Below are 24,190 nucleotides of genomic sequence, written 5' to 3' on the forward strand. Positions count from 1 at the left end.
TGAAAAGATGGAAACATTTCATCTCACACGAAACGAAATGGCTACCCTTCTTCTATCACTAAGAGGATGGAATACGAAAAAGCCTCTTGGTATTTTACAAGAAGCTTGGGCAAAGTCACATAAAAAAGATATTGAAAGCGGACAAAGCGTTACAGCTTTTATTACTACCGCACTTTCACCTATTTTTGAAAAGCTGATTAAAATTGACGATACTGATGTCGGTTTTTCTTTAAATGAAATAGTTGCGCTTGGCAATCAGATTGAAAACACAAGTTTCTCTGTAACTGCTATGCAAAACTGGGTGAAACGAGATATAAAAGAAATGATTGGCTCTCCTCAAAAAGGGAAAAAATATTCGATTGAACAAGCAGCCTTACTGTTCATTGTCGAAGATTTAAAAACAGCACTTGATTTTGAATCAATTCGTAAGCTATTACGCCTTATCGTTAATGACCCAGCCGATCGAAGTGATGATTTAATCAATCCTGTTCATTTATATGTAGCATACTCTTCTCTATTTGAAGAACTCAATCAAGGGAATTGCTTACAACTAAATGCAACAGATACAGTTCATACAATTGAAAACATCGTAAAAGAAAAAGCTGATAAAATCGCAAGCAAGTTCGATCAAATTAATAACGAACAACGCGAAGCAATTCGTAACGCTATTATTATTGCGACCCTTTCTGTACATACCGCTTATGTACAAATGTTAGCAAAACGTTACGTAACAGCAACGTTATTTTTACAGAACTTAGATGTGAAGCCTTAAAAAATAGGAGCAGAAATGCTTCTATTTTTTTATGAGAAATTTTTAATAATCTTTTCATTAACCCTTCATGAAAACGTGGCTTATATCCTTTACTATAATACTTATGGGAGACATAAAAGAATTGAAATAGCAATCCCCTATATGAATAAGGTATAATATACATATAGTGAACCTTTTATATTATTAAGTAAAGGGGCATATATTCAAAAATCCATAAATTAGAAGGTGCAACAATGTTAAGTAGTTTTATTCATTCAGTATTAACGTTTTTTGAAGGATTAGGTTATTGGGGCATTATGCTTGGACTTATGATTGAGATTATCCCAAGTGAAATTGTCCTTGCTTATGCAGGATACTTAGTATTCAATGGTAGTATCTCATTTATAGGCGCAGTTGTATTCGGTACAATTGGCGGTGTTATTGCCCAAATCTTTATTTATTGGCTTGGACGATACGGCGGACGCCCTATATTAGAACGTTATGGAAAATATATTTTCATACATAAAAAACAAATAGATGCTGCAGAAGATTGGTTTAATCGTTACGGAACTGGCGTCATTTTTACAGCACGCTTCATTCCAGTAGTGCGTCATGCGATTTCAATTCCTGCTGGTATTACAAAAATGCCTTTACTACGTTTCACTACATTAACAGCACTTGCGATTATCCCTTGGTCTATTATTTTCATTTATTTAGGTGAAAAACTAGGTGAAAATTGGGAGAATATAAACGATATTGCTGGTCCGTATGTGAAATCATTTGCAATTGGTGGCGTCGTACTTATACTTTTATACTTCGTTATAAAAAAATGGACAAAAAAGCGCAAAAATCTTGCTTAAGAATATAATAAAAACCGCTATAAATTCATTCGAAGTTATAGCGGTTTTTTATTTATATATGAATTAATCTTCAGGAATTATATAACACCTTTCCATCTACATTTACATGGATAAGCAACCATTCGATCATTCTTTTCGTATATTATCTCAAAAAGGAGTGATTCCCCTATGCATTGGCAGCAAAAAATACCATACTTAATCGGACGCCCTATCGGTATTTCCTTCATAAATGGGCAAGGAACTTCCGGCGTATTATGTTCAGCGCATGATGGTCAATTATATGTGTATGAATACCTTTATCAAGCTCAGTTCGCAATGAAACATTATGATTATAGACAGGTTCAAGATATACATGCATTCCCAAATTGTCCTCACCAAAATCCTCTATACTAAAAAAATCGGAACGGCTCATAGCCATTCCGATTTCTATACTTTATTTCTCAGAATAAAATTTCTGCACTGCTTCATCAAAATAAATCCAACCTTTCCAGCCCAAATGAATCGTATCTTTTAAGAAATACTTATCATATTCATGGCCAGAGAAATCAACTACTGGATATCCTGCTTTCTCAACCTGTTCTCGAACTTTTTTATAATACACTTCACGGCGTTCTTTCGGGAATCCAGTATAATCATACCAAGGCCCATTTACAGGTACAGAAATAAAGAGCGGTTTGACATTTTTCTCTTTAAATAAATCTAAAATAATTTGTAAATCATTATATTCTGGTGATTCATCATATGTTTCATTTGCTCTAAAGTTTTTTAAACCTTTAAGTTTTTTCTTCAGATTATTCTTATGATAATACGGATTTTCAATTCCAAATGTATTTGTAGTAGACTCAGCTTTCCCTTCTTGTTCTGCGTGTTTACGTGCGTCTTCCCAAGAAATTGAACGAAGTCCGCTATTTGTTTTCTCTTTCATCGGTTCGATTTTAAATAAAGAGTTAAATAAATCTCTATGATCTAAAATATTTCGATGCATATAAGCAAGTGGTTTAACTAAACCTGCTTTTATGTTATGTTTCGTATCATTATATACAATACCTTCTAATGAATTTTTTAATATATCATCTTCTTGAACAACTTTATAATCTAATAGCCGTTTCGCGATTTGCTTCTTCATTTCTGGATTTATCTCATCATTAAAAATAAAATGATATGCTTGTTGTTTGGAGAAATTATTAGTGAAATCCCCTTGTGATACACCAGTCTTTGTAAACCATTGTGGTGAAAGAACAAAGACTACTTTTTTACCTTCTAATTCATCCATAGTAGATGTCATATTTAAAATATGAGCTAAACTTTGTGTACCGCCAGTTCCAATTAAAAACGGTGTAAAACCAGCTGGATTTACTTTGAAATAATTAGACGGATGATATGCATCCATTCGTAAAAATTCTGATGAACCGTACATCGGTAAATACTGTGAATTATCTAACATTTTTTGCTGTAAGAAAACACTTTGTAATTTCTCTTTTTGTAAAGAAGTAGCCGCATCTTCTACCTTCTTATCACTAATAAGCGATACTAAACTTTTCGATGGGATTAGAATGATAATGAAAAAAAGCACACACGCTAAAATTATAGGACCAAAAGCATGCTTCATTTTCATCTTCTGTCCCTCTTTCTATCGTTATTAACTTGTAACCCTTGTCTTTGACACGCCATCTTTTCTCTCCTTTTTCTCTATACATGATGTTCCATTCTATTTGTCTATTATATACATGTATGTATTTCCTTCCTTGTTCTATTAAATCCTATAGAAATAGCGCAAGAAAATGTTTCCATAGAAACACGTTAATTATACAAGATTCTACATAAATTTCACACTGGAATTTTAGTAATAATTTTATTTTTAAGTCGTAAAAAAACATATGAAATGTCTATATTTCATTCGGAACTGTACAAAAAAACAGACTATCACATACGTGAAGTCTGTTTCCCCATTCTTTTATTTTTGTACATCTGCCCCTTTTAAACTTGTAGCTGGACCAAATTGATGTACATATAAATCTTTCACATATGGTTTTTGTAAGTAAGATAATCCGCGCTGGAATACCGGTGCAATTACTGCATCATCAAGTAGCATTTTTTCAGCATCCTGCATTGCTTTCCAGCGAGCCTTTTCATCATTACCTAATTCTGTTTTAATCTTCTTAATTAACGCATCATATTCTGGGTTTGCATATTCTGTATTATTAACACTACTTCCAGAAAGGAATACTTCTAAGTAAGTCATTGGATCTGGATAATCCGGTAACCAGCGTGATAACGACATTTCATATTCTTTCTTCTTCTCTAGTGCTAATTTTTGCGTATGTGGTTGCAATTTCACATTCACTTTTAAACCTGGTAAATTTTTCTCAAGCTGCTCTTTAATGTACTCTCCAACTTTTTTAAAGTTTTCTAAGTCATAATTTAATAGTTCTAACGTCACTTCATCTGTACCTGTTTCTTGCTTTGCCTTTTCCCAATATTCTTTCGCTTTTTTTACATCAGTTTTATTAAACTCACCTGCCGTACTTCTAAAATCTTTTTTACCTGGTCCCTTTAAAAATCCTTTTGGTACGTAATAGTTTGCAGCAACCGAACCATCATTTAAAAATGAATCCGCAAGTCCTTTCTTATCAAAAACTGTACTTAGCGCAAGACGTGCATTTTTATTTTTAAGAATCGGTACATTTTCATTAAATCGGAAGAAGTACATAACTGGATCTGTATATTGTTTTAGCTCTTTATTATTTTTATATTTATCCATGAATTCTGTAGAAATAACAGCTCTATCAACTTTATCTGTTTCATATAAATTTACCGCAGTTGAAATTTCTTTTACAATTTGATAGTTTACTTCATCTAACTTCACTTCTTTTTTATCCCAATACTTATCGTTTTTCTTCATTGTAAAGCTAGCTTCATGCTTCCACTCTGATAATGTAAATGGTCCATTATATACCGCTTTATTTGCTTCTAATCCGTATTTATCACCTTGCTCTTTCGCATATTTTTCGTTAATTGGATAGAAGGATGGTAAAATTAATAATTTCGTAAAATACGGTACAGGATGTTCTAGCTCTACGACGAACGTTTTATCATCCTTCGCTTTTACTCCTAATTCATCTAGACCTAGTTGTTTTTTATTTATCTTCTCAGCGTTTTTCACATCGTACGCAATGTATGCATATTGAGAAGCGGTATCTGGATTAATCAATTGCTTCCAAGCGTATACGTAATCATGAGCGGTTACTGGATCTCCGTTTGACCATTTCGCATCACGCAAATGAAATGTATATGTCTTTCCATCTTTACTCACTTCATATTTTTGTGCGCCTGCCTCAATTACTTCATCATTTTTCGATAGACGGAATAGTCCTTCCATTACGTTATTCAAAACGTTAAACGAGATTGCATCTGTGACTTTCACTGAGTTTAACGACGGAATTTCACCCGTTTCTAGTAACTGTAATACTTTCTTTTCATCTTTCGGCTTTGTTGTAGTTTTTTCTTTTGCGCAGCCAACTAAAAATGAAGAAACTAATAGGGTACTAACTAATGAGTAACGAACAACTTTTTTCATTTAAAAACCCCCTCTATTTTTAAGGTAAGTAACGACGAGCACCAGCGTATTCTTCTATATATCCTGGTGTATTTAGTGGTATAATCTCTACCGACCTTTCAGCTCTTGGTGAGTGAATCATATTGCCATCACCAATATACATTGCAACGTGATGGACACTACCTTTCCCTTGATCATGTGCAAAGAAAATTAAATCTCCCTTTTGTAAGTTTTCTTTATCAACTGCAACCCCTGCTCTTGATTGCGGTCCAGAATCTCGCGGAATTGTAATGCCGTGCGATTTATAGATCGTATGCGTGAAGCCAGAGCAATCAAATCCAAAACCACTTGTACCAGCCCATATATACGGTAAACCTAAAAACATTTTCCCTGTGTTAATTAAATCATCAGCGGTCGGTTTTGGAATATCAGTTTGAGAGCGGTAAACTGTTCCATCATTTTTTCGTAGCCATGCTTTCTGACCATTTGGCAACAATACACGGTATGAAATTGTGTCTTCACTTAATAGCGGCAGTCTTGTATTATAACTGACTTCAAGTGATTTATGTTTTTCAGAAGGATTTATATATAAAATCGCTGTTGGCTTTGTTATTAACACAAAAGGTTCATTTGTTTTATCTGCAAATTCTTGATTATATGTTAATTGCTTTTCAGGCATCCAGCCCGGATAACCTTCTTCATTTCGTGGCGTTGGCTGTCCATGCACTAATACCTTCACCCACTCGCCTTTCTTATCAATAACAGTTACTTCTTGACCGAGTAACGCTTGTGTTTCTAATTTATTTGCATTTGTTAACCATAGTTTCTCGTCAAGTGTCATTGATTTCGTCCATTTCCATAGATCCACTGGATTTGTTGCACTCGGTGTATCGATTGGCCTTAATGCATCAGGTGCTGTCCATAACGTTGCAGCAGATACATCTATAAATGCTTTATTATCCTTCTTTTCTTCAGCATTTGCCGATGTAAACGATGAAAATATAAATAAAGTTGTTAAAAATGCAGTTCCTACTTTTTTCATATATATCCCCCTTAAAAAAATAGTTTACTAGTCTCTTCTCCTAAGACTTACTATTCACTGTCGATTGAAGGTTTACCTTTGATCCAGAATAAGTCATTCCTTCCGGCTCTTCCATTAACCAAAGCGGTGCATCAAGATCAAAATAATGAATATTAGGATGCGCTGCCGCTAAATGCGCAACAGCACTAACGGAAAGTGAAGATTCCATCATGCTTCCCACCATACACTTCACACCAGCTGTTTCTGCGATATCTGCAATACGCCATGCTTCACGTATGCCACCACATTTCATTAATTTAATATTAATTAAGTCTGCATATCTTCCTTGAACGAGCTTTAATGCATCACTTGCTGAAAATATACTTTCATCGGCCATAATTGGCGTTTGCACACGATCTTTGACGTACTTTAACCCATCCCAATCTTTCGCGTGTACTGGTTGTTCAATAAATTCTATATTTAAATTACGATTTTCCATCCCTTGAATGATAGAGACCGCTTCTTTTGGACTCCAACCTTGATTCGCATCTAAACGTAATGTCGTATTTCTTGGTACCACATTTCGAATTGCCTCAATACGTTCCAAATCTAAATGCGCCTCTTTACCCACTTTAATCTTTAATGTTTGAAATCCTTTTTCTATATGTTTCTTCGCTTCTTTTGCCATTAATACAGGCTCATCCACACTCACTGTAATATCCGTATAAATTTCTTTCTTCCCGCCTAACAATGCATATAACGGCACCTTTTGATATTGGCAATATACATCATATAAAGCGATATCTACCGCTGCTTTCGCACTTGAATTTCTAATACAACTCATTTGAATGCGCTGTAGTAACTGCTGAAACTGAATGATATCTTGACCAATTAAACATGAACGCATCGGTCCTAAAATCGCTTCTTCTATTCCACTGGTGAAATCACCCGTAATAACTGGCGTTGCGGCTGCAGCTCCCTTACCAATCACTCCTTCATCTGTATGAATATAAACATCTATACTTTCAATTTCTGTTACAGTACGAAGCGCGGTTTTAAACGGTGTATGAAGTTTTACACGTCTACGATTTACTTTTACATCTGTAATTTTCATTTTGTTCATCCTTTCGTTCTCCAATGAAGTGAAATTTTAATCCACCGGAGATTTATACCCACAGATTATTAAGTAAACCTATTGGGCATTTACTCTCCTATCTCTCTACTTTGTTTCCGTTTACTTTTGATGTAGGATGATAATGTGAAATAAAAAAATCCAGCCATAAGAATGATTCTTACGGCTGGATTTTGTCTATGATTGAGTAGACAAAGCAGCAATCTGATTATATTTTTTCTGTGCATCTTTTAGCGCTACAAGTAACGCTTTTTGAGAAGAGCCGAAATATCGGTTCTTTACTTCCATTACTAACGCCGGGTCATTTATATTTTTATGTAGAAATAAATATTTAACAAATTGAGATGTTAATGCAATTGTCGCTGAGCAGTCTGCATCTACAATTTCCCCTGTATCCTTAACAAGTACAAATGCTACGAAATAGCTTTTAAACTTTTCAGTAATGGGATTATTTTGAGGTGCTTTCGCATCCCCTACGATATAAATTGTATTTGAAGCGTACACAGCTATCTTCCTTTCGTATACGAGGATAACGGGTTTCTTAATAGTCGTATGAGCGAGGAACTCAACGTTGATTAAAAAATGTATCCGCTTACCTTGTATTATAATATAATTGACAGAATTTTAACAACATTTATTTTAGTGCATATTCCATATCTATGAAAATAGCTTAAACTCTTCATTTTTACAATATGTGATTATTCCTTGTACCATTACATTCATACATAAAAAAACAGTTAGCGACGGCTAACTATTTTTTTCATTACTTGGGCATCACAAATATAGTTTCATTTGACTTAGAAAATTGATACTCTTTTCTCGCAAACTTCAAAATTTCTTCCTCATCGTCTGTTAAATTTTCTATGTTAGTCTTTAAAGAATCTTTATCTTTCTTTAAAGATACTAATTGTTCCTTTTGATCCGTAATCGTACCTTTCTTCTTATCAATTACTTCTTGTTGTTTCGTTAAAATATATTGAACGTACAGAGTAGTTGCTGCAATAAAAAGGACCATTAAAATAAGTCGCCTTAACTTCTTTTTATTTATCCTACGCTTGTCACTAGGTTGTGATAACTGCTCTGGTATATTAGGAACATTTACTCGTTTGAGTTTCCTCATTCAAATCCCCCTAACCCATATTTTTCACTACCATCGGCACGTTTTCTTACTAAACTAAATTCTATTCTTATAAAATAAACTCCTTCACAAAAATATCCCATAAATTAACCAATTAAAGATAGCATTCGACGACATTTCCATATTTACACCGATTTTTTTTATACATGCTGCTATAAAATAGTAGTTTCTGTAATTCTTTTTCTACTATTGTAGAAGAGTTTTTTCACACACAAAATTCCTTCCCTACATATCCATGTTATAACATGCTTACAAGGAGGGAAAATATGCATTACCGCACATTAGGTAACACTGGAATAACTGTTTCTGAAATAGGTTTTGGGGCATGGGCAATCGGTGGTGATGAATGGGGACCTGTTAACGATAAACAATCTATAACTGCTATAAAAAAAGCCATTGAGTGTGGTGTGAATTTTATTGATACTGCGGATGTGTATGGTTTAGGACATAGTGAAAAGTTGGTGGCTACCGCGATTAAAGGACATCGTAATGATATTATACTATCAACGAAAGGTGGTTTAATCGGACATCACTACGACCCTAATGGCGTTCCTGTATATGATACTCCTGAAAAAATCATCGCCGTATTTGAAACAAGTTTACAACGTCTTCAAACAGATTATATTGATCTTTATTTTTGTCATATTTGGTGGCATAATCGTAGAGAAACAGAAGCATTTCTACGTGCATTTGACATATTAAAACGTGATGGCAAAGTAAGAGCAGTCGGTGTTTCGACTCATGATTTACAATACATTCATCATTTCAATAACAACAACGAAATTGATATCGTACAACTTGATTACAATATATTAAATCGAAAACCAGAAAAAGATATATTACCATTCTTACAAGAGAAAAATCTAGGGGCTGTTATTCGTGGTCCATTAAAAATGGGCATTTTAACTGGAAAATTTACAAATAAAACAATTTTTCCAGATGGAGATTTACGCAAAGATTGGCCAAATGAAACTTGGTTTCAAGAAGACTTACAAACCGTAGAGAAACTTCGGTTGCTCTCAAAAAAAAATCAGACCCTAGGGCAACTTGCACTTCGCTATGTACTCTCTCATCCGGCAGTAAGTGTTGTAATTCCTGGTGCGAAGTCAGGAACGCAAGCACAAGAAAATGCAAATGCATCTGTTCGCCCTATTTTGAGTGATGAAGAGCTTAACTATATTCATTCAATATAAAAAGCCCAATCCGGGCTTTTTAATTTGGCAAACTAATATCATACTCCATTCGCTTCGCTGTGTCCTCCGCAACATGCACACCTAACAAGTTTTTCACAATATGAAATGCCATATTAATTCCAGCTGAAATTCCGGCAGATGTTATAATATGTCCTTCATCTACAAACTTTACATTTTCTATAACTTCAACATTTTGAAACTCATTTTTAAACTTTTCAATACTAGCCCAATGTGTTGTTGCTTTTAACCCTTCCAGTAAACCTGCTTTCGCCAGTAATAACGCTCCTGTACAAACTGAAGTCATCAGCTTTACTTCTTTCATTTGTTGGCGAATCCATTTTATTACTATTTCATTTTTTATTTCATATTTTCTAGCACCTAGCCCACCCGGAATTATTAAAATATCCACTGGTGGTAAATTTTCAATACTATAATCTGGCTGTACCTTCAATCCATTCCTTGCTGTAATCATTTCTCCATTCTCGCTAACTGTATAAACAGTAAATGGTTTTTCTTCATTCACCTCAGTTACAGAAAAAACTTCAAATGGTCCTGCAAAATCTAACACTTCTACTTCATTAAATAAAAATATACCAACACTCCATTTATTCATCATAAGTTCACTTCCTGTTTCAAATGATGTAAAAGGTGATCATATCCTTTTTCTAATGCAATATCATACGCTGTTTTCCCATCATTTTTCTTTATCATCTTATTAGCTCCATTTTTAAGGAGTAGCATAATTATTTCTTCATTTCCTAATAATGCCGCTTCGTGAAGTCCTGTCCAGCCACCACTTTGCATAATATTTACATTTGATCCTTTTTCAATTAAGAAAGCAACAAGTTCACTTTGCTTGTTCGCGATTGCTGCTTGCAAAGGCGTATTTTCATTTTCGTTTTTCGCTCTACTATGTATATCTGCACCGCTTTCTAAAAGAAAACTCGCTATTTCTTTTTGTCCAAAATAAGCTGCTAAATGAAGTGGTGTCCAGCCATCTTCACTACATTCGTTAACAATACTTGGACTCGCCTTTATAAACTTCACTACTTTTCCCTTATGACCACTTATAACAGCTTGTGCTATTGATTGTAAATGCTCCATAATAATCTCCCATCCTTCAAACTATTTAAGCATCTCCTTCTACATGTTCTATTAATTATTACATTTTCCTTTTAAAACCTTAAGTTTACATAATAATATTATATATCCCTTTTTGTGCTTAATGCTGAATAGCAATAATGTTAAAAATACTGCCTTTAAACAATGAAGACCATGATTTCATTAGAGTTACTGAAAAAGCAAGCAAAAAACTATACACATAGTTTTCATCATATTTGTTCAGTTGCATGAAATAAAACAGGTAATGTTTATTCTGCTATTCATGCTTTCAACATATCAAATAATATTATTCCAATAAAAAAAACAATCCATTTTAAAAATGGATTGTTTTTTTATTTCTGTTTTATGCGGTTTATTTTTTTGTATTTTCAATGAAGAAATAATTACGTTTACAAAAATGAAACGCCACTATCTTCGTCCCTCTTATATTGAGTTTTTCGTTTGAAAACAAAAAACTTTTTTCACCTTACGTTTGAAAAAAACATATGTAAAATTCTCTAAAACAGCTGCCTTATCATACTAATCTATAGCAATTCTGTCTTCTTCCCTTACCTGTTTCCTTTAACACATACGATTTTAAAACAAGCGCCGTTAATGAATCTGTTAATGTTTTATATGATAAATTTGATAATGCCAATAGATCGTTCGTATATAACATTCTATGCTTCTCTAATAATAATAGCACTAATCGTTCAGACGGTTTTAATGCCTCATCACTTTCTAGTATAAAGTCTATATTTTTCATTTCTCTAATTATTACTCCTTATATAAAAAAATACTTTAGGTGCTAATTTAATATAAAAATAATACACAACAAAATTTGAAATATATTAAAATAACATTACTTTAGGACACTATTATACTATAACATATAAAAAGCATTTGCCGAAATAGGAAATGCTTTTTATATTGCTTATATAATTCTTCAAAAACCACATTTAAAAACGGTTAGTCATTCTCTAAATATGAATGACTAACCGTTTTCCAGCTTCTTCTCAATTAACATGTTTTACCTTAAATATTTATTGCAATATGCGGCTTACTGTAATGACTTGTTCCACCGCCACCTACTACTACTTTACCGCCTTTTTCAAAAATTAATAATTTACTTGAACCATCTGCAAGAAGCACTATTACTTCAGCATTATTACTTGTTGCTACATAAATTACATAACCACTCTTTGATATACAAGTTTCCCAATTCGCATCAAATTCTGATCTTACTACACGATTTGAATACACTTGATTTTCAATTCTATCTTGTTCTACGTTTTCCAAATTTATTCTCTCCTCTTCCCTGTATAGTTATATATATTAAAATAGCGACCGATTTTAACATAAATAGTATATGTAATTAGTAGGAGAATGCTTAGACAATGGAAACGAAATAGACTTCAAAAATTTTACAATTGAAACTTCTCTTTAATCATTTCCGCTACTTCTTTTGCACTCAAATACGTGTTATTAATTTTTATATACTCTTCTTTTTCAATTTCACCATGAAGAGAGTTTAATCTATGCTTTTTCATCGTCTCTTTCAAATTATTTTGAGACCACTCAATATCTCTTTTTTTCGGTTTATGTTCTAATCTATTCGGACTTTTATTCCGTTCTAATCTTTCATCTAATTCCGCTTCCAGCTCTATAAAATACACTGTCCCACCTTTTGATTCAAAAATACTTTCTACATAATGTATATAATCCCAATCCGATTGGAGGTCAAATGCCCATACATACGTAAAAATCATTCCAGATAAATCACTTTTAGATACTTCTTCAAATATTTCATTACGAAATAAACTTACTAGCCTTTTTGCTTCTGTCGTACTGTAATCAAAAATTGGACTTACTAAATCAATTGTCATGTGGTTATGAAAAAGTTTTAAACCGGTTAATGTTGCTAATTCTTGACCCACTGTCATTTTCCCAACTGCTTGTGGGCCAAATATTAATATAAGTTTCATTTATTTCCCTCCGATCTTTCTCTATAAACAATTACATAAAATTAAAAATAAGGCAGCCGATTTTTAATCGATTGCCTTATTTTTTTATTCATAGTATTAGTTCTATTCTTTTCGCACAGCTTCAAAAGTAAACATTTGATTTGCATTTGACGGTTCGTTTTTATAAGCATATTCAGCAGAGCAAGTAATATTAGAGAAACCTATACTTTCTAACAGAAGTTTAAACTCTTCTATTCCATACCAACGTACCGCAAAGCGTTGTAGTTCTGTTTGTACTAACTGTCCTTTACTCCACTTTTCATATTTCAAATATGATACAGTAACTTGGTTCAGCCAATCTATTTCAATTGATTTATTTTCTAATGTGATTCCGTCTCCGCTCGGCAAAGAAAAAGTCGATGTATGAATTTCCCCAGTCTTCCAGTCATACGGAAGCATAATATCTACGATTAATCGTCCGCCTGGATTAAGATGTTCATAAAAATATTTCAATGCGTTTATAGAATCGACACGATTTTCAATTAAACAAAAAGATCCAGTAGGAATGATAATTGCCTCATATTTATGCGGAAGTGATAATTGTTGCAAGCTTCCTTCATATAAATTAGGATGTAAGCCTCTCTCTTTACAGCGCTTACGGCAAGAATCTAGCATTTCAGGTGAATAATCTATCCCATCTACTGTAAAACCAGCCTCTAGAAGTGGAATGATGACACGCCCTGAACCTACTGCAGCTTCGAGGATTCTTCCTCTACAATCTTTTAAACGTTCTTTGTAATACTCAATATCACCATTTAAAGAATAACCGACTGGTTTTGTGTAATCATACAGTTCCGTACAAAGTGTACTATAAAAACTAAACATTTATTTTCTCCTCCGTTTTTACGTACGGAAGATTTCAATTCAACTAATCTTCCTGTACCTCGAATTTTAATGAGATTTTGAAAGAGCTGACTGTCATAATATATCACTCACTTTCCATAGAATATAATGATATTGTATTACATAACCTTCCAATTTGAAATATAAAAATTAAAAATTCAGACTGTAAATTAAAGAGCTTACTTTAGTAAGCTCTTTAGAAAAAATATTTATTTCACAATCGGCAATGTCACTTCACTTAATTTCACTGTAAGTTTCGTTCCAGCTTTCGGTCTAATTGTATAATCATAATCACTTGCAATTAAAACAACTCCGATTTGATGCCCCACTTTAAATACATAATCATCTGGCTGCATGTCCCATGTAAATGTATAATCTTTGCCCGGTTGAATCGCCGTTGAATTTTCTATACTCTTTAAGTTTTGTGGATCCATCCAGCCTCTCGTTACGATTTCCGGCTTCGCTCCTCCATAGTCAACAAGTAATGCTGTTAAATTTGATACAGATTGATCAATATTTCCTGTAATTGAAATCTTTGGTATACCACTTATACGCGTATCTTTTTGCAGTACAGGCATTGTATATACTAATCGATTGGCTACTTCTAATTCTGGGTTTGCTACTAATTGATTTGATTTTATTTGTGCATCATCTACGAATGAGAAAACTTTATTAACCGATCCCATACTTAGTCGCAAATTGACTGATTTATTACTTAAATACATACGGATTTTTGAAGGTACAGCCGCTGGATCTGGCCAATTTTTTATCTTTTGCCACGATTTATTTTCTCTTTGCACATCAACCATTGGTTCATCCATAATTCCATTTTCAATTCCGTACAACCAATAATCTAACCATTTATTTTGTGTTTGCTGCCAGTTATTACTTGATGTTCATTATATCAATAGCTACAAAAATTAATAATCAAAAGTATATTCTATATCTAGCTTCCCATCTTGATAAAACACTATTTTTTTTATTAGTTTCTGAAAAGCTTTATGTAAGTCCTGTTCCTCCTGCAACAGCATAAAAGCATCCTGTATATCCTTTGTTTCCCTGTTTTGAATATCTTTATCTTTTAATTTAAGTAATTGAAGTTCCTGAGCTGTCATCTCATCTTCTAATTTCCTGTTTCGATTAACGAAAGTTTCTTTATCAATGAACGAGTCCATGTAAAGTTCTAATAGTTTTTCTTTTTTACTCCCCAGCTGTTTAATCGTCTTTTTTGATTTTGCTATTTTTTCTTGCAGCTTGTCCTTAATTTGTGCAACTAATCTAGTTTCAATATACTCCTGCTTTTGTTTTAATCGTTCTAAGATTAAATTACGAAAATCTTCATATCGGACTGGTATATGATTTACACATGTTCCGTACGCCTTATACGTCGAACATTTCATATACACGCGCTCATATTTACTGCGTACTCCAGCATAAATTGCTCTTACTCTTTTACCACAGTGTGCACACCATACTATTCCCCGAAACTCATTACGATAATCTGATTTTGTTTTTTTATCCTTCACGCCACTTACTGGATTTATACGTTCCCATTGTTCTTTTGAAATTATAGCATCATGGTGATTTTCAAATACTAACCACTTCTCTTTAGGATTTTTAACGGTTTTCTTTTTACCATCAACTTTTACTGTTTTATATTTGTGCATTACATGTTCACCAGTATATAAAGAGTTAGTGACTATTGTTTTTACAGATGCCTCAGACCATAAGTTTCCGAATCTTGTCCTGCATCCCTTTTTATTTAAGTTATTAGCAATCATACGATATCCTCGCCCGTCTTCATACCAGTCAAACATTTCCTTAACAAGGAGCGCTTCCTCCTCATTAATTATTAATTTTTTATCAATACGATCATAACCAAAAGGAATGGTTCCTGTATGCTCCCCACGTCTTACTTTAGCACTTAATGCTGCTGAGATGGATGTTGATAATGTCTTAGGGAGTTGCGCAGCAAACATCGCATATATCTCGAATTTCATATCATTATTACCCTCATAGTAACTATCGTAACCTTCCTCAATTGTTACTAAACGCACCCCATGACCAAGTAATATTTCTTTAATCTCTAGCGCATCTTTAAGGTCGCGGGCTAAGCGGTGTATCGATTTAAAAACTACCGTATCTAATTCATTTTTCCTAACTTTCTGTAATATAAGCTGCATCGCATGGCGCTCAAGCCATGCGGTACCCGAAATACCATCGTCAAAATACACAGCATTCTGATCCCATTCATAACCATTTTTCTCAATCCAGTATCGGCAAATATCAACCTGATTTTCAACTGATGATACTTGTTCGTCCTTATCAGTTGATACACGTACATACACAGCATACCGCAATTTTTACACACCCTCTCCTGTTTGTTGCTAAGAATAATCATGATTAAATTATATGATTAACCGCGAAAACTGGCAATCTATTACCAATGTAAAAAGACGACTTTCTACAGTCGTCAGAATAAAAATATATAAATCTCAAAAAATTAGGAGGGGGTAAACAATACACAACAACATCTAATAAAAACAAAAACAAAAAAGAACCCCCTCTATAAAAAATATACCTTATATATATAATATAAATATATAACTTATAAATATATATTATATATAGAGTATATCATTAGTAATAATATATAAGTATTATTACTGTTAGGGTTCTAAGGTTTTAGTCTACATCGTCCTCTGTAATATCATTTCCCCATCTACCGTAATCATATGGAAATTCGTTCGCCATGTACTCATCGTGACATTCTTCATGAAAGATACCGTATTCAAAATTATTTTTTACCCATTCTCCTTTTTTTAGTGTACGTTTACACCATTCGCAAATCGTGCTTCCTTTTGGAGCTATATATTCACCGTTAACTTTGATAGAAGTCATATAATTCCCCTCCTCATTTCTACTTTGAATCCAATGCTTTTTTAGAATTCAATTCGCACCAATATTTATAAGCTTCCCTATTTGATTCCCAGTATAAGTGTTCATAGTGATCGCGCTGGAATTCAGTTGCTGCTAATCGTCTTTTCAAGTCATCAATTACAGCATCCTTATTGATTGGATTGATTTGTGGAGGTGGTAATAATTTCATAGGTGAATCACCTCTTCCTTGTAATTAGACCACTAAACAACTTTCTGTGCGTTTCAGGCTGTAAGTTCAGTAACCTTATAACCTTTTCAGCACTATCCAGATCCGGTGCATCGATAATATTGTTTCGCCACATCCATCGTTTACTGTCTCTTTTACTTTGATAAACCGCACCACTTTCGCCGTTAATCCACAACCGGTTATTACACCCTAAAATGTTTACACGAGTCCAGTAATTTTTCATCATGAAACACCTGGAACCACATAAACTTTCGCATACACATCGTATTTAGCTGCAAGTTGCTCCAGCTTTTTTTGTCTGTATTCTGTCATAGTAAAGAAATGAATGAGAGGTATTTTTCCGTTGTATTTGTTTTTGTAGTATAACGAAAATTCCCTATACCTGCTCATCTTTTCAGCGTTCACAATCATCATTTGCGTACGATCTATTTCAACAGCATTTAGTGTACCTTCTTCATCCCTGAACTTCACATCAGGAATAATTGTCTTCTTTTTATCATCTACTTTATAACGTATAGGTGTTTCTATCTGCCAGTCGTCAGGACAAAACAGATAGAGCCACGCTTCATTTCTCATTAAGCTGTGTGCTAGTCGACTATTTGGTACAATCTTCTCAGTATCGTCGAACAGTTCACGGCCCTTTTTATTTAAGTAATACACGTATTCTTTTTGATACACTGCGTTATTTACATAAGGACTGAGGTCTTTTAAAATACGATTCGCGTTACGAATCCCTCCCATATCGTGCACCGCCATTAGATGCCTACGTGTTGCGAATTTCAGCTTTCTAATCGAGGTCAGAATCGTCATCTGACGGTTTATTTTGATATGTGTCTGGATGTTCATCTTTTTTCACCTCGTATTGTTTTAGATGTTCCCACATCATTTCATCGCTAATAAACGGTACCTGCAACTCAGTTAGTCGATCAGTTTTATAAATAGCTCTACCAGGTAAGGACGGCAATGTTTCTAGCCCCGATTCATCAAGAACAACCTCAGAAGCCTTATATGTTGGTAGACGAAATCCTAACTTCGCATCAGACATCTGCTTTACTACTGATGGAATTGATGTGACTGTAGGATACTGTGTAGCCAAAATCAAACGAAATCCTAATCCACCCGATACAGTCGCTATATAACTCAGCATGTACTGACACTCTTCTCGGATCTTATTAACATGACGTGGTAATCCTTTGGCCGGAGCAAGCACGGCACCTTCGTCAACAATAACGAAATACCGATCTTTTTCTTTTGTTTCAACAATATTTTTGTAACCATTTTCCTTCATGAATTTTCCACGCTCTTCGATTTTTTTCATTATTTGTTTTAGTACATGATGTGCTTTTTCTACAGAGTCAGCCACTTCCACCACCTGTTTTAAGCCGCTAAACTCGCTAAATTCTAATCCCTTTTCCTTTAAATCAATTAAATATACGTGAGCATTTTCAGGGTTCGCCTCAATCAAGGTAGTAAGTAGTACTTTCATAAATACTGTTTTCCCCATTCGTGTAAGACCACCTAGTACCATATGAGGAGTTTTATCAAAGTCATGATAAATTAACTTCTCGAGGCTTTGCCCCATCGGTACTTGCCATTCACCTTTTTTTACTAGCCCTTCATTCCAACACCACTTTTTTGGGATACGTTTACTGAATACCCGAATCATTATCTTGTAGTTATCGTATTTGATACGTACAGGCTTATTTAATCCTTCACTTACAACATCCTCAACCTTTTGTATTAATTTAGATGGCATCCCTAACGGAAGTTTATATACATAAGTCGTACTACGATCATCTTCTTTTCTTTCGAGAAAAACCGGATAATGTAATTTTTCATCCTTCCTAATTGCAATCCCACTTACTTCAAAGAATACTTGTATCTTCTTTCTATCATCCTCTTTACCTTTTAAACTATCATTTAGCAAAGCGTACCCGAGCGAAACTGCAGGTATTAATAACAATTCAAGCATAGGGGTTCACTCCTTATATATCCTTAAAGGATATAGTTGCTCTTTACTGGAAGATCTACATACAAGTTGTTTTTCTTATATAACAAAGTGTCCCATGATTCTAGGTTCCATTCCTTCAAAGAAACACCATTAGCACATAACGTAGAAGATACAAAAACGAGCCGGTAAGAGTTGTATACATCGTCATACGTGGAAGCCAATGTGGAACACTCATCCCCATTTTCTCAGCTGCCTTCATCGCCACTACAGACAATCCTGTCACTGTCCAAATTACTACAACTTCCCCAGCAAGTGTCATATCGAATCCCTCTTTCTCTTTAGTTGTAATCCTTTTGACGTGAGAATCGGTTGATACTGATTAACCATTTCATCCCATTCAAGAATTTCTTCCTCTTCCCCGTATAGATCCTCAATAATATCGTTAGATAAGCTGTAATAACCTCGGTATTCTTTATTGTTAAACACCTCATGTCTTTCCATATGCTTTACGATAGAATTAGCCTCTCCTTTTCCTCTGGACTCCTTATACATGTTTCTTAGCTCTTTTGATGAATACAAATACGGAGTGTCATTTAAGTAATCATATTGCCATCTCATTATTCATCCCTCCACTGTTTACAAACATCTAAATACGCATCAATCCTTTTCTGAATCCCTATCTCGTTATACGGTCCATAAGGTTCCTCTTCCCCTAATAAATCGACGATATCGATGTAATTTGAATTTTGTAGCATATCGTGTTTTGCAATGTGATCGTACACACAACGCACTTCATTTTCGTCGTCCGCTTCTGTGTACATGTTAAACAAGGTTTGTGACGGATACAGCTGCATACGAGGCAAATACTTATATCCAGGTCTCATTATTCCCCACCTTTCCCCTCTTGATGCCCTTAGTTCTACTTGGTATTCCTCGTGGTCTTAATATAGGTATATGACCTAGAGAACTATTTTTGCACGTCCACACCAATTTTTTTCTTTTTAGCCTGTACTATTTATAAAGGAGTTTATTTCTGCATATAGAAAGTAAATTCTTGAGGTGAGTGTATATGAAGTTTAAATGTAGACTTAAAGTAATCTTTGCAGAACTTGAAATTAAACAGAGTGATTTTGCAAAACGTATTGGAGTTGACGACTCTACTCTTAGTGCAATTGTTCGTAATCGTACTAAACCTCGTTTTGATACGGCCTATCTAATCTGCAAAGAACTCGGTAAACCAATTGTGGAGATCTGGACCATCGAGGAGTAATTCCTCCCCCTCCAGCCTTAATAAGTTTTTATCTTTATTTTTCTTTTTACACTTGACTTTTGCTTTCGGCAGACAATCATGGGATGAGGGTACAGGACAACGGCTAGGGCAGAGAATGACTACCTTACAACGCTTCAAAAATAAAAAGCGTTGTAAAGTAGACGTTCTGTCAATCATGGTCTATCGGGTTAAGGAATCCGTATAGTAACACCCTGTTTAAACGCTGTAATCTCTTACACAGCTGACTTTTTACAGATAAAGCTTGTCCTATCTGCAGAAAGAATCAGGAAAGGAAATGCACTACTGGCGTATCCTTCATTACTCGTAACCTATAATTCTTTCATTATCAGCTGCTACCCGTGCCGTAACACGCCAAGCAACCGCCGTACCGTTAATGGCCGTACTCGCCTAGACTCCTAACAACGCAAACAAGGAAACGTTATTCGTTAGGACGCTTAACTTTCTGACGTTGGCTTAGCTAACCTGTTCAAGTTTAACGAGTGTTAGGTCATTCCTCGTGTGGATCCTCCTCTTAGTTACCTAAAAAAGACAATAGGAAACTAGACCTCGTGTATATCTGTTTTTTCGAATGAGGATATTCACGAGGCTGGAGGTTGTCCGATATTTAGTTAACGAAAGAGCTTATAGCACATGAGCTATAAGCATATTGATAAGGAATAAAACCGAAGCTACAGTATAAAAACCATAAAACCAAATACAATCAGATTTTGTTTCTAAACCGAAGTAATCGCTTATTTTTTGCATCTATACTGTTCCACCCTTCACATTTATACAAAAGTATGACTCTAGAAGTAAAACTTTGTTAGTAACAATATATAACTCTAGGAGTCATACGTCAATAGTCTTCCGAAAAAAGTTTTACTTTGATATGTAAATTGTGTAAAATGAAAAGTAATAAATGATCGGAATGAACGGAGGTATTACCATGAGTTCTATGGTATTCACTTTAGGAGAAACGATGGAGGAAATTGGGATTACCAAAAACAAGTTAGCAGTGGAATCAAAAGTTCGTCCAGCCACTATTAGTAATCTAGTTAATGGTGAGGTTGGTCTTGTACGTTTTGACACATTAAAGTCAATCCTAGACGCTTTAAACCAATTAGCTGAAGAAAAAGGTATGGATAAAACATACCTTATTGAGGACGTTGTACAGTACATAAAATAAATGTACTGTTTTTATTTGTAAATACATTTCTGAATACTCTGATATACTTATTTGAAAGTAATAAAGGAGGAGAAATATGGAGACAAAAACAACGGCAGACGGTAATACGTTTATCATTGAAGTGGATCAAAAAAAGAGTTCCGGAAAAGAAAAATTCGGCCGTAAAACTTCATTGGTTTTCGGCATTTTTGGTATCATTTTTTCTGTTATTTTAGGTATCACAATAGTCGGGTTATTTTTCGCTGTTCCACTGTTTCTTTTTTCATTAGGCTTTATTTATGCAACATTTGAAAAGCAAGAAATCCAGTGCCCTAACTGTAATCACAAACAAAGAATTACAAAAGGAAATGGTTATTTTGATTGTGGAAGTTGCAAGAAACGTACTTTAATAGAATGGAGAAATGAATAAAAAAAGAACCGGATTTATTTGCCGGTTCTTTTATATGCAACAGTATTAAAACATTTTTTCTATCCACTCTACAATACTTTTCCAAAAAGAAAAGAGTAAAATAAATCCTACTACTAATGAAACTAAAAACGAAACGAGAATAGGATGTCTTTCAACGAATGTCTTATTTTTATTTGGGGGCGGAGCATTATATTGATGGCCAATATTAGAGTTTTTAATTTTATTCTTATTTCCAATTTTTATACTCATTTTCCCCACCCAAACCAATTACCTATTCCAGCCCTACTTAGTTTATTCTTATCGCCCAATTTTATAGACTCGTCAAAAATTATTTGCTCAATGTTAAGAATAACCTGTTCCTTTTTAGAAGTATCTTCATCTACTTGAGATTTTATATCCATCTCATCCAAATTATCGTATTGTTTCTCTAATTCCATAATAATATCGACTAATTTTGATTTGACTTTAGATACTATTCCACTAATTAGATTTGAAGCACATTTTATTGTCATTCCAATTATTTGTAAATCATCATTTGATATACCATGGCATATAGTAGTCGGTATAACTTTACCGTATTTTTCTTTGCTTTCACTATTCAAGATTTCTTCAAGAGTCTTAATGCTGTCTTTCACATTAACAGTAATCAGTTGTTCTATCATTTCTTTTTTCAATACAGCTTCTATTGGTACCTGAGCATTTGAATATTTTGCATGGCCGTTAATTAAATATGTACCTACAGGAGAACCTTTTAATATTCTATACGCAGGCAACTCTTCACCTGATTCATAACCGTGCAGCTCTCCTTGAATCCAGCTCATAATTAAATCATTATCTAGATCAGACAATATAACCTTCAATCTTAATAAAATATTTTCGATACTCACTTGTCCACTTACTACATCTTTTAGTAGTTGACTTCTTGCCATATTATCACTCCTTTTCTAACAAATTACTTTTCAGTCTACTAGATTAAATGATTATATGCAATTTATTTGATAAGCAAAATAAAAAATCAGGCTCCCATATAATAGGAGCCTGATTTTTAGCTTACATTCTATCATTCCATATCATTATCTTCATCTTCTTGTCCAAAAACTGCAACTCGTTCATTTATTAATAACTGCATATAAGTATTAAGGTTAACACTTATGGATTCTAAATCTTTTATAAATGATATCCCCTCTTTTATGTTTTCCATATAAAATCCCATATAATTTTGTTTTTGCCTATCTCTAGTAGCATATTCAGGAATTAAGTACTCATTAATACTATTTTCCATATCATCTTTTAAATCACTATATAATATCAAATGATAATTTTGAAACCAATAAAATTCTTTGATTTTTAATTTTAACTTTTCGATATGTTCTTGATTAAACAGACCATCTTTTAAATAATACGATACAAGCAATTGATTATTACTATTAACAACTATATCCACAGTTTCTTCTAATATAGAATTAAACCCTAATATTTTAATCGTATAATAATAATATAGTTGCTCCTCATTAAAAGGTTTTGACAATACTTCTTTATAGCGTACATGAAGAAACCTTTTGAATTCTCTCCCACAGAAAAGGTCCACTTTTTTCAAATGATTTATAGAATACAACATAGTTTCAGGAGAAAATTTAAATATAAAACATAGTTGATGATAATTGAAGAATTCGATAGAAAATTTTTCAATATCAAGCTCCTGAAAATAAGTTGATTTAAAAAATGTATTTAAGAATATTTTTTTTAGTTTATCATCTTCTAAATTAGACATGCGGTAGATTAGTTGATTACTAAAATAAAGTTGGTTATCATTTTTATACTCATCATATCTATTTTTACAATCTGAAATAATTTTTTTCCAGTATTTCTCCGACAATTGATAGTTATTATATGTTAAATAAGTCCATACCTCAATTTTCCCATCATTTCTCTCCAAATTATATTTTTCCAATACGGTATCAAAAATTCTGACTATATTTTCATTATCTTTTTCATTGCAAAAAAAATAAAAATCATCTGAGAAATATGAAAAACTACATTCTAAGCCTTCTTGTCTTAATCTAGCTTTAATATCATCGCTTATATTTTTCAAATATTTTTCTGCAAAGTATAACGAAATATAATTACCCATTATCAGCCCATTTGTATTACCTGAGTTTAAATTTGTTAAAAAATTTTCGTCTCCTCTACTTTCAAAATCAATGTCATGTGTATAAATTCTTTCGTAATAACTTTTAATATCCAGTTTAATTAAATTATCAAATATACATAATTCGTGAAAATCGTTTTCTAATTGTTCGTCATATACTCCAGTTGCAAAATCCCCAGTAACTGTATTAGGAACTAATCTTTTTTGAGGGTCTATATTAGAAATATCTAAAAAATCACTTGCCCCTTTAAACCTATTATATGCGCATGAAAAGTTTAAAATATTTGGCATTTTTAACGTTCTATATTTATCATCTTCTTTTCTCACACGAAAGTTTATAGGTTGTGTCCAAGCTAAATCAGCAATCTCTATAGTATTTACTGGTGATGAAAAACGTACATTATTTATATCTAAGAAATGCCTAACTGGATTTTTAAAATTATATAGATTATTTAATTCTATTGTCATTTAACCTTAAC

The 24,190-nt window shown here is 33.5% G+C and carries 31 protein-coding genes and 1 pseudogene; 7 read left to right on the top strand and 25 right to left on the bottom strand.

Annotated elements, in window-relative coordinates:
* Positions 1-7: 7 nt before the first annotated feature.
* The 3 genes from MR167_RS11125 (at position 8) to MR167_RS11135 (ending at position 2,004) form a co-directional block, all read left to right on the top strand.
* Positions 8-772: a DUF1836 domain-containing protein gene (locus tag MR167_RS11125; protein WP_000447231.1), complete on the top strand. Its 765-nt coding sequence runs from the start codon at positions 8-10 to the stop codon at positions 770-772.
* Between the two features lie 233 nt (positions 773-1,005).
* Positions 1,006-1,611, top strand: a complete 606-nt coding sequence (gene uptA, locus MR167_RS11130) for an undecaprenyl phosphate transporter UptA (protein WP_000952913.1) — start codon at positions 1,006-1,008, stop codon at positions 1,609-1,611.
* Positions 1,612-1,779: 168 nt separating this feature from the next.
* Complete coding sequence (locus MR167_RS11135; protein ID WP_000558692.1) at positions 1,780-2,004, top strand: hypothetical protein; 225 nt, start codon at positions 1,780-1,782, stop codon at positions 2,002-2,004.
* Between the two features lie 40 nt (positions 2,005-2,044).
* On the opposite strand, the gene dltD is transcribed toward MR167_RS11135, so the two are convergent.
* From dltD to MR167_RS11165, 6 genes are all read right to left on the bottom strand, one after another.
* A complete protein-coding gene (dltD, locus tag MR167_RS11140; RefSeq protein WP_000782293.1) occupies positions 2,045-3,226 on the bottom strand; it encodes a D-alanyl-lipoteichoic acid biosynthesis protein DltD in 1,182 nt (393 codons plus the stop codon).
* 339 nt (positions 3,227-3,565) lie between these two features.
* Positions 3,566-5,188 carry a peptide ABC transporter substrate-binding protein gene (locus tag MR167_RS11145; protein ID WP_242314630.1) on the bottom strand — a complete coding sequence of 541 codons (1,623 nt, stop codon included), beginning with the start codon at positions 5,186-5,188 and terminating at the stop codon, positions 3,566-3,568.
* Between the two features lie 19 nt (positions 5,189-5,207).
* The gene (locus MR167_RS11150; RefSeq protein ID WP_000755414.1) at positions 5,208-6,209 is read right to left on the bottom strand and encodes a C40 family peptidase; all 1,002 of its coding nucleotides are present in this window, start codon (positions 6,207-6,209) and stop codon (positions 5,208-5,210) included.
* Between the two features lie 40 nt (positions 6,210-6,249).
* Entirely contained in the window at positions 6,250-7,311 is a 1,062-nt protein-coding gene (locus MR167_RS11155; protein ID WP_001038454.1) for a dipeptide epimerase, read from the bottom strand.
* A 186-nt stretch (positions 7,312-7,497) separates the two neighbouring features.
* The gene (locus tag MR167_RS11160; protein WP_000271314.1) at positions 7,498-7,824 is read right to left on the bottom strand and encodes a DUF3870 domain-containing protein; all 327 of its coding nucleotides are present in this window, start codon (positions 7,822-7,824) and stop codon (positions 7,498-7,500) included.
* A gap of 259 nt (positions 7,825-8,083) precedes the next feature.
* Positions 8,084-8,440: an FtsB family cell division protein gene (locus tag MR167_RS11165; RefSeq protein WP_001228728.1), complete on the bottom strand. Its 357-nt coding sequence runs from the start codon at positions 8,438-8,440 to the stop codon at positions 8,084-8,086.
* A 284-nt stretch (positions 8,441-8,724) separates the two neighbouring features.
* Between MR167_RS11165 and MR167_RS11170 the strand changes: the two genes are divergently transcribed.
* A complete protein-coding gene (locus MR167_RS11170; protein ID WP_000559370.1) occupies positions 8,725-9,651 on the top strand; it encodes an aldo/keto reductase in 927 nt (308 codons plus the stop codon).
* Positions 9,652-9,670: 19 nt separating this feature from the next.
* On the opposite strand, the gene MR167_RS11175 is transcribed toward MR167_RS11170, so the two are convergent.
* The 15 genes and pseudogenes from MR167_RS11175 to MR167_RS11245 form a co-directional block, all read right to left on the bottom strand.
* On the bottom strand, positions 9,671-10,267 hold the full coding sequence (locus tag MR167_RS11175; RefSeq protein WP_000981426.1) for a DJ-1/PfpI family protein: 597 nt from the start codon (positions 10,265-10,267) through the stop codon (positions 9,671-9,673).
* On the bottom strand, positions 10,264-10,755 hold the full coding sequence (locus tag MR167_RS11180) for an ankyrin repeat domain-containing protein (RefSeq protein ID WP_000400677.1): 492 nt from the start codon (positions 10,753-10,755) through the stop codon (positions 10,264-10,266). Before MR167_RS11180 ends, MR167_RS11175 begins: the two co-directional genes overlap by 4 nt.
* 532 nt (positions 10,756-11,287) lie before the next feature.
* Complete coding sequence (locus MR167_RS11185) at positions 11,288-11,518, bottom strand: hypothetical protein (protein ID WP_000789031.1); 231 nt, start codon at positions 11,516-11,518, stop codon at positions 11,288-11,290.
* A 269-nt stretch (positions 11,519-11,787) separates the two neighbouring features.
* Positions 11,788-12,051: a hypothetical protein gene (locus tag MR167_RS11190; protein WP_000432422.1), complete on the bottom strand. Its 264-nt coding sequence runs from the start codon at positions 12,049-12,051 to the stop codon at positions 11,788-11,790.
* Positions 12,052-12,176: 125 nt separating this feature from the next.
* Positions 12,177-12,737: an AAA family ATPase gene (locus MR167_RS11195; RefSeq protein ID WP_098829565.1), complete on the bottom strand. Its 561-nt coding sequence runs from the start codon at positions 12,735-12,737 to the stop codon at positions 12,177-12,179.
* Between the two features lie 102 nt (positions 12,738-12,839).
* Positions 12,840-13,601, bottom strand: coding sequence for a class I SAM-dependent methyltransferase (locus tag MR167_RS11200; RefSeq protein WP_000490920.1), 762 nt, complete (start codon positions 13,599-13,601; stop codon positions 12,840-12,842).
* A gap of 227 nt (positions 13,602-13,828) precedes the next feature.
* Positions 13,829-14,515: pseudogene (locus tag MR167_RS11205) on the bottom strand (CocE/NonD family hydrolase C-terminal non-catalytic domain-containing protein); the annotation flags it as partial.
* A 24-nt stretch (positions 14,516-14,539) separates the two neighbouring features.
* Entirely contained in the window at positions 14,540-15,979 is a 1,440-nt protein-coding gene (locus tag MR167_RS11210; protein WP_242314631.1) for a recombinase family protein, read from the bottom strand.
* 325 nt (positions 15,980-16,304) lie between these two features.
* Positions 16,305-16,520: a hypothetical protein gene (locus MR167_RS11215; RefSeq protein ID WP_242314633.1), complete on the bottom strand. Its 216-nt coding sequence runs from the start codon at positions 16,518-16,520 to the stop codon at positions 16,305-16,307.
* Positions 16,521-16,539: 19 nt separating this feature from the next.
* Positions 16,540-16,728: a hypothetical protein gene (locus tag MR167_RS11220; protein ID WP_000771630.1), complete on the bottom strand. Its 189-nt coding sequence runs from the start codon at positions 16,726-16,728 to the stop codon at positions 16,540-16,542.
* A gap of 240 nt (positions 16,729-16,968) precedes the next feature.
* Entirely contained in the window at positions 16,969-17,592 is a 624-nt protein-coding gene (locus MR167_RS11225; protein WP_075716946.1) for a replication-relaxation family protein, read from the bottom strand.
* Entirely contained in the window at positions 17,534-18,718 is a 1,185-nt protein-coding gene (locus MR167_RS11230) for an FtsK/SpoIIIE domain-containing protein (RefSeq protein WP_098348450.1), read from the bottom strand. Before MR167_RS11230 ends, MR167_RS11225 begins: the two co-directional genes overlap by 59 nt.
* A 115-nt stretch (positions 18,719-18,833) precedes the next feature.
* The gene (locus MR167_RS11235) at positions 18,834-19,016 is read right to left on the bottom strand and encodes a hypothetical protein (protein ID WP_030025233.1); all 183 of its coding nucleotides are present in this window, start codon (positions 19,014-19,016) and stop codon (positions 18,834-18,836) included.
* The gene (locus MR167_RS11240) at positions 19,013-19,315 is read right to left on the bottom strand and encodes a hypothetical protein (protein WP_242314635.1); all 303 of its coding nucleotides are present in this window, start codon (positions 19,313-19,315) and stop codon (positions 19,013-19,015) included. The genes MR167_RS11235 and MR167_RS11240 overlap by 4 nt, the downstream gene beginning before the upstream one ends.
* Positions 19,315-19,581 carry a hypothetical protein gene (locus MR167_RS11245; RefSeq protein ID WP_242314636.1) on the bottom strand — a complete coding sequence of 89 codons (267 nt, stop codon included), beginning with the start codon at positions 19,579-19,581 and terminating at the stop codon, positions 19,315-19,317. Before MR167_RS11245 ends, MR167_RS11240 begins: the two co-directional genes overlap by 1 nt.
* Before the next feature lie 185 nt (positions 19,582-19,766).
* Here MR167_RS11245 and MR167_RS11250 point away from each other — a divergent pair, with 185 nt between their 5' ends.
* Complete coding sequence (locus MR167_RS11250) at positions 19,767-19,967, top strand: helix-turn-helix transcriptional regulator (protein WP_242314638.1); 201 nt, start codon at positions 19,767-19,769, stop codon at positions 19,965-19,967.
* Between the two features lie 642 nt (positions 19,968-20,609).
* Here the strand turns inward: MR167_RS11250 and MR167_RS11255 are convergent.
* Positions 20,610-20,732, bottom strand: a complete 123-nt coding sequence (locus MR167_RS11255; protein WP_141520207.1) for a DUF3961 domain-containing protein — start codon at positions 20,730-20,732, stop codon at positions 20,610-20,612.
* A gap of 181 nt (positions 20,733-20,913) precedes the next feature.
* Between MR167_RS11255 and MR167_RS11260 the strand changes: the two genes are divergently transcribed.
* Positions 20,914-21,153 carry a helix-turn-helix domain-containing protein gene (locus MR167_RS11260; protein WP_242314640.1) on the top strand — a complete coding sequence of 80 codons (240 nt, stop codon included), beginning with the start codon at positions 20,914-20,916 and terminating at the stop codon, positions 21,151-21,153.
* A gap of 76 nt (positions 21,154-21,229) precedes the next feature.
* Complete coding sequence (locus MR167_RS11265; protein WP_242314642.1) at positions 21,230-21,562, top strand: hypothetical protein; 333 nt, start codon at positions 21,230-21,232, stop codon at positions 21,560-21,562.
* A 45-nt stretch (positions 21,563-21,607) separates the two neighbouring features.
* On the opposite strand, the gene MR167_RS11270 is transcribed toward MR167_RS11265, so the two are convergent.
* The 3 genes from MR167_RS11270 to MR167_RS11280 all read right to left on the bottom strand — a co-directional run bounded on the left by MR167_RS11270 (position 21,608) and on the right by MR167_RS11280 (position 24,179).
* Entirely contained in the window at positions 21,608-21,811 is a 204-nt protein-coding gene (locus MR167_RS11270) for a hypothetical protein (RefSeq protein ID WP_242314643.1), read from the bottom strand.
* Entirely contained in the window at positions 21,808-22,491 is a 684-nt protein-coding gene (locus MR167_RS11275) for an AbiTii domain-containing protein (RefSeq protein ID WP_242314645.1), read from the bottom strand. The genes MR167_RS11270 and MR167_RS11275 overlap by 4 nt, the downstream gene beginning before the upstream one ends.
* 131 nt (positions 22,492-22,622) lie before the next feature.
* Positions 22,623-24,179 carry an RNA-dependent RNA polymerase family protein gene (locus MR167_RS11280; protein WP_242314647.1) on the bottom strand — a complete coding sequence of 519 codons (1,557 nt, stop codon included), beginning with the start codon at positions 24,177-24,179 and terminating at the stop codon, positions 22,623-22,625.
* Between the last annotated feature and the right edge of the window lie 11 nt (positions 24,180-24,190).

Origin of the sequence: Bacillus cereus group sp. BfR-BA-01355, from assembly GCF_022663675.1 — a bacterium.
Lineage (GTDB): Bacteria > Bacillota > Bacilli > Bacillales > Bacillaceae_G > Bacillus_A > Bacillus_A thuringiensis_S.